4 protein-coding genes and 5 tRNA genes are annotated in these 6,294 nt (G+C 40.8%); all 9 read right to left on the bottom strand.

Going from position 1 to position 6,294, the window contains the following annotated elements:
* Nucleotides 1-128 precede the first annotated feature (128 nt).
* The 9 genes from thrS to gltA all read right to left on the bottom strand — a co-directional run bounded on the left by thrS (nt 129) and on the right by gltA (nt 6,282).
* Nucleotides 129-1,952, bottom strand: coding sequence for a threonine--tRNA ligase (gene thrS, locus PLK24_RS07100; RefSeq protein WP_324477658.1), 1,824 nt, complete (start codon nt 1,950-1,952; stop codon nt 129-131).
* Between the two features lie 416 nt (nt 1,953-2,368).
* Nucleotides 2,369-2,443 (bottom strand) — tRNA-Val (locus PLK24_RS07095).
* A 16-nt stretch (nt 2,444-2,459) separates the two neighbouring features.
* Nucleotides 2,460-2,534 (bottom strand) — tRNA-Cys (locus tag PLK24_RS07090).
* A 16-nt stretch (nt 2,535-2,550) separates the two neighbouring features.
* Nucleotides 2,551-2,626, bottom strand: a tRNA-Gly gene (locus tag PLK24_RS07085).
* Between the two features lie 14 nt (nt 2,627-2,640).
* Nucleotides 2,641-2,716 (bottom strand) — tRNA-Phe (locus PLK24_RS07080).
* Nucleotides 2,717-2,723: 7 nt separating this feature from the next.
* Nucleotides 2,724-2,802: transfer RNA gene (locus PLK24_RS07075), tRNA-Asp, on the bottom strand.
* 110 nt (nt 2,803-2,912) lie between these two features.
* Complete coding sequence (gene gcvH, locus PLK24_RS07070) at nt 2,913-3,299, bottom strand: glycine cleavage system protein GcvH (RefSeq protein ID WP_324477656.1); 387 nt, start codon at nt 3,297-3,299, stop codon at nt 2,913-2,915.
* 45 nt (nt 3,300-3,344) lie between these two features.
* Nucleotides 3,345-4,733 (bottom strand): dihydrolipoyl dehydrogenase, encoded by a 1,389-nt coding sequence (gene lpdA / locus PLK24_RS07065; RefSeq protein ID WP_324477654.1) that lies wholly within the window; start codon nt 4,731-4,733, stop codon nt 3,345-3,347.
* A 211-nt stretch (nt 4,734-4,944) separates the two neighbouring features.
* Complete coding sequence (gene gltA / locus PLK24_RS07060) at nt 4,945-6,282, bottom strand: NADPH-dependent glutamate synthase (RefSeq protein ID WP_349770664.1); 1,338 nt, start codon at nt 6,280-6,282, stop codon at nt 4,945-4,947.
* Nucleotides 6,283-6,294: the final 12 nt, after the last annotated feature.

Genomic DNA, 6,294 nt, shown 5'->3' with positions numbered 1-6,294 from the left:
TAATGTAGCGACCTGCCATGGCATGTAGAATATCGGATTTTATATTCTTATCTGATACCACCAAGTGGCATGAATGTTTTTCCTGCAAATGAACGATCATTCGGTTCTGGTCAAATCTTTAAATGGTGCTACATGATGAAGTTTTGAATTTCATTCTGAATGCGAAGAAGGAAATCCTGTAAAGAAAATCCATCCAGATCCCCTTCTTTCCTATCTCGAACGCTTACTTGATGATTTTCAACTTCCTTGTCACCCACGATTAAAATATAGGGAATTTTCTGAAGCTGGGCTTTCCGAATTTTTGCACCTAAGGTAGCATTTTCATCATTCAACTCGACTCGTATCTGAGCTTGAGCTATTTGTTGTTTGACTTCCAGAGCATAGGAATAATGTCTTTCGGCTATTGGTAAAACCACCACCTGCACTGGAGATAGCCATACCGGTAAAGCCCCGGCGGTATGCTCAATAAGAATTCCGAGAAAACGTTCCACACTCCCCAATATGGTTCGATGAAGCATAACTGGTCGGTGTTTCATTCCATCTTCACCAATATAACTGAGGTCGAAACACTCTGGCATGGTAAAATCAAGTTGAATAGTCCCGCATTGCCACCGACGCCCCAAAGTATCCTTTAAGTGAAAATCAATTTTGGGACCATAAAAAGCTCCGTCACCCTCGTTTACTCGATAAGGTAAGTTCTTTTCTTGAAGGGCAGTTTCCAGCGATTTGGTTGCTAAGTCCCACATCTCATCAGAGCCCATGGAATTCTCTGGTCGAGTACTCAGCTCTAATTCATAATCAAATTGAAAAAGCCGATAAATATAATCTGCTAACTCAATGACTCCCATGATTTCTTGTTTTACCTGATGGGGTTCCATATAAATATGAGCGTCATCTTGAGTGAAACATCGCACCCGCATGAGACCATGAAGGACCCCGGAGAGTTCGTGGCGATGAACTAATCCCAATTCGGCCATCCGTATCGGAAATTCTCGATAACTATGCAGCTGGCTTTGATAAATCAAGATCCCACCTGGACAATTCATCGGTTTTACTGCAAATTCTCTTTCATCAATTGAAGTAAAATACATGTTATTCCGATAATGGTCCCAATGTCCTGAACGTTCCCACAACTCACGATCAAGGATAATAGGAGTTTTTATTTCCTGATACCCTCTTTTAACATGCTCTTTCCGCCAGGCATCTAAAAGGGCGTTGATAACCACCATTCCTTTGGGGTGGAAAAAGGGGAAACCTGGACCTTCTTCGTGAAGGCTAAATAGTTCGAGCTCCTTCCCTAATTTTCGATGATCTCTCTTTTTTGCTTCTTCCAAGCGATATAGATAATTTTTGAGCTTATCTTTATCATCAAAGGCAATGCCATAAATCCTTTGCAGCATGGGATTGGTTTCTTTTCCTCTCCAATAGGCTCCTGATACACTCAAGAGCTTATAGGCTTTAATTGAACCAGTTGATGGAATATGAGGACCTCGGCAAAGATCAATAAATTCTCCCTGTTGATAAAGGCTGACCTGGTCGTCAAGAATTTCATCTATCAATTCGATCTTAAAGTTTTCCCCCCGCGAAGAAAATAGCTGTTTTGCTTCTTCTTTGGAAAGAACCTTTCTTTCTACCGTAAGATTTTCTTGAATAATTTTCTGCATTTCTTCTTCTATTTTCTTTAAATCTTCTTCATTCAAGGTATGGTCTATATCGAAATCATAGTAAAATCCTTCTTCGATAGCTGGCCCAATGGCTAATCGAGCCCCTGGATAAAGCCTTTTCACCGCCTGTGCCATTAAATGAGAAGTACTGTGCCAATAAATTGATTTCCCTTCTTTATCATCAAAAAAAATATATCTTTCAATATCTCCATTACTTTCATGGAGATCAACCAATTCACCCTCTTTATTTATTGCAGCAATCGCTGAGTTGATCGCATTTTTTGCCATTTCATTTTCCTCCTTCATAAAATCTCACCAGATAATTTATAGTAGCTTTGGGAAAGTTGTCGGTTTGTATATAAATTTATATCATAAAATAATAACACTTTAGAGCATTTCTCAATAGACCCTCAGGCTGAATAATAGCAACCAATGACCATGAAATAATTTAATGCCGAGCAATCTCCCCCTCGAACTTCCTCCGATTTTGTAAAGGTTGAGAAAAGAAAATATAATAAATTGGGGGAGGATCAGACAAGGTGAGCCGGGATTTATTAAATATTGTGTATTATCAGTTTAGTTACTCTAAATTCGTTACCTATAACTCGCTCCTGTATTTACGGGATAGGACCAATAAACCTTGTATATTTAAAAATAAAAAAAGCGCCACTCTTAACCCGGAATGGCGCCCTAATAACGTTTCCTGGTGGGCGGCACAGGACTCGAACCTATGGCCTCTTCCGCGTCAAGGAAGCGTTCTTCCTCTGAACTAGCCGCCCACAAACTTTATATTCTTGGAGGCGGCACTCGGACTTGAACCGAGGATGAAGGATTTGCAGTCCTCTGCCTTAGCCGCTTGGCTATGCCGCCGAAGTTTTCATTTTACTGGAGCGGAAGACGGGACTTGAACCCGCGGCCCTCACCTTGGCAAGGTGACGCTCTACCAACTGAGCTACTTCCGCCTCTCAAACTACAATGGTGCCGAGACCCAGAATTGAACTGGGGACGCATGGATTTTCAGTCCATCGCTCTACCATCTGAGCTATCTCGGCACTCATTTGGCGGGGTCGACGGGATTTGAACCCGCGGTCTTCAACGTGACAGGCTGACGTGTTTGGCCAGGCTACACCACGACCCCGCTCATCTGTATTTCGGATCGAGGATACCTCCCTCGCCCGAAAGCAATTAACATTTTAATAGGTCAAAAGGCTTTTGGCAAGTCTTTCTTGAAAATATTCAAAAAAAGCTTTATTTATTCTCTTGAATAATTTTATTATAATCATCAGAGCTTAACAACTGCTTGATTTCATCCGGCTGGTTAGATTGAATAACACAAATCCATCCTTTTTCATAAGGACTTTGATTAATGACCTCTGGTTTATTTTCAAGGAGAGAATTCACTTCAGTTATGACACCAGAAATTGGTGAATAAAGGTTGGATACGGTTTTAATCGATTCAACATCACCGATTTTATCTCCTTTTTTAACCGTTAGGTTTGGCTTCGGTAGCTCAACATACACAAGATCTCCTAATTCTTCCTGAGCAAAATCAGTGATGCCACAGCGATAAACACCATTTTCCTCTTTTACCCACAAATGCTCGGGAGTATACAATAAATCTTTGGGAATATTCATATGAAACCTCCTCGTTTTGGCCAGATGATCAGTCCAAATAACTGTTTAAAATAGATGTAATGAAGATCCGAATACTGAATCGGCTGCCTCCATAACGGTTTCAGTGAGAGTAGGATGAGGATGAATGGTATGGGCAATCTCTTCGGGGGTTGATTCCAGTGCCATTGCCAAGGTTAACTCACCAATCAGATCCGATGCATGAGGCCCAATTATATGAGCACCCAATATCTCACCAGTTTTTTGGTCAGCAATAATTTTAGTAAATCCTTCGGTTTCTCCTTCAATCAAGGCTTTCCCAACTGCCCGGAAAGGAAACTTCCCAACTTTCACATCGAACCCCGATGTAATAGCTTCATCCTCGGTTAAACCTACTGAGCTGATTTCTGGTGAACAAAAAATACAATTTGGTACGACTCGGTAATTCATGGTTGCTTCTTTTCCCATGATATTATTAATAGCTACTTCTGCTTCTTTAAAAGCAACATGGGCTAAAAGATATTTCCCATTAACATCTCCAGCAGCAAAAATTGATGGTACCGAAGTTTTCATTTGCAAATCAGTAGTGATCGCTTTTCGATCAATCTTTATTCCGGCTTTCTCTGGATAAAGATGGTCAGTCATTGGTACTCTTCCGGTAGCGATTAAAACATAATCTCCTTCAGCCACCTTGGTCTCAGAATTTTGTTCATAGGATACTTGGAGTTTTTTATCTTTAGAAATTCTAACCACCTTGGCATTGGTATGAATCTTCAAGCCTCTCTTTTCTAATATTTCAACTAAAAGCTTGACGACCTCGCTATCGGCAATGGGAAGAATATTGGGCAGCATTTCAATCACTTCAACTTGAGTTCCAAAGGTGTTGAGAATACAGGCCATTTCCATTCCGATATAACCACCGCCAATCACGACTAATTTTTCCGGAATAGATGGTAAATCCAATACTTCATCGCTATCAATGACTCCATCCAAATCCACCCCTGGAACCGGTAAATGAGCAGATTTCGAACCGGTAGCAATAAGGATGTGTTTGGCTTGAATGGTTTCTTTCTTTTTCTCTTTCTCTATGACTTCAATTGTCTGTTTATCCAGGAATGAACCAATCCCATCAACAACTTCTACTCCGGCTTTTTTTAATAAAAATCGAACTCCTCCGGTTAATTGTTTGACAACTTTATTCTTCCGAGCCACAATTCGAGTCCAATCCACCCCATCTACTTTTACCTGAACTCCAAATTCTGCAGCCCGTTCACTCAGATGAAAAACTTCCTGCGACCGAAAAAACGCTTTAGTTGGAATACAACCTCGGTTTAAACAAGTTCCTCCAATATCACGACTTTCAATTAAAAGAGTTTTTATTCCTTTTTGTCCTGCACGAATAGCCGCCGCATAACCTGCCGGCCCACCTCCAATAATAACCAGATCGGTTTGTTTCATTCTTAACCTCCAATTATGATCTTCATCAATCCTGGAAAATCAGTAACTATTAAGGAGTTTAAAGATAGTATTAAACAACTCTGAAATTATCGTCACCTAAACAGTCACTATCAGCCATAACTTTTTGAAGTCATGGAATTCTTCATCTATTAAAGAAGTTGCCACCTGAGGCTTCGAATTTTAAGCCGTTAAGACTTTAAAATTTTCTTCTTCAAGATTTATTATCTAAATAATCATGAATAGCTCGAGCTGCTTTTTTCCCCGCACCCATAGCAGAAATGACTGTAGCAGCACCGGTTACAATGTCACCCCCAGCATAAACTCCTGGTATACTGGTTACACCGGTTTCTTCGTCAGCTTCAATGTATCCCCGTTTATTGAGTTTTAATTCCGGTAAGGTTTCGAGCAGTAAAGGATTTGGTCCTTGTCCAATAGCCACGACCACCGTATCAGCCGGGACAACAAATTCCGAACCTGGAACTGGAATTGGCCGACGTCGACCACTTTCATCCGGCTCCCCTAATTCCATTTGAATGCATTCAATGCCGGTAACCCATTTATTTTCATTCCCAATAAAACCAATGGGATTAGTGAGGATGATACAATTAATGCCTTCTTCTTCGGCTCGTTCAATTTCTTCAATTCGAGCTGGCATTTCTTTTTTCGTCCTTCGATAAACCAAACAAACTTCTTCAGCACCCAATCGCAGTGCGGTTCGCGCTGAATCCATGGCTACATTTCCACCACCTATAACCGCTACCCGGCGACCAACTTTAGTGGGAGTGTCATATTCTGGAAACCGATAAGCTTTCATGAGATTAGAGCGGGTTAGAAACTCATTCGCCGAATAAATCCCATTTAAATTTTCACCAGGAAGGTTCATGAAATGAGGCAATCCAGCTCCGGTTCCAATGAAAAAGGCTTTAAAGCCATCCTGGCGTAAATCATCAAAGGTTAAGGTTTTTCCGACAACCACACTTAATTCAAGCTCAACACCCAAGGATTTGACATAATCAACCTCCTGAGCGACGATCGCCTTGGGAAGACGAAATTCAGGAATACCATAAATTAAAACTCCTCCAGCAGAATGGAGTGCTTCAAATATCGTTACTTTATATCCCATTTTGGCGCAATCTCCAGCACAAGTAAGGCCAGCCGGACCTGATCCAATAATTGCTACTTTTTTTCCGTTTTGAGCAGGTATTTTTGGTAACTCAATACCTTGTTCTCTTTCATAATCAGCTAAAAATCTCTCTAAATAACCAACCGCTATCGGTTGGCCTTTTTTACCCAGCACACATAAAATTTCGCATTGCTCTTCTTGAGGGCAGACTCTCCCACAAATAGCTGGAAGACTATTTTTTTCCTTGATTTTCAAAATAGCGTCATCAATCTTCCCTTGGGCTAAAAGACCGATAAATCCAGGGATATCGATTTCAACAGGACAACCCTTCATACAACTTGGTTTTTTACACTGCAAACATCTTTTGGCCTCTTCAATTGCTGCCCATTTCTCTAAACCAAGCGGGACTTCATTAAAATCACGGATTCTTTCCTGAAC

This window comes from Atribacter sp., from assembly GCF_035418125.1.
GTDB lineage: Bacteria > Atribacterota > Atribacteria > Atribacterales > Atribacteraceae > Atribacter > Atribacter allofermentans.
Note: the sequence above shows the minus strand (reverse complement) of the source record. Positions and strands in the feature narration are given on the sequence as shown.

Coding starts and splice junctions, on each gene's coding strand:
- thrS (WP_324477658.1), bottom strand. CDS start 1,952: ATGGCAAAAAATGCGATCAACTCAGCGATTGCTGCAATAAATAAAGAG.
- gcvH (WP_324477656.1), bottom strand. CDS start 3,299: ATGAATATTCCCAAAGATTTATTGTATACTCCCGAGCATTTGTGGGTA.
- lpdA (WP_324477654.1), bottom strand. CDS start 4,733: ATGAAACAAACCGATCTGGTTATTATTGGAGGTGGGCCGGCAGGTTAT.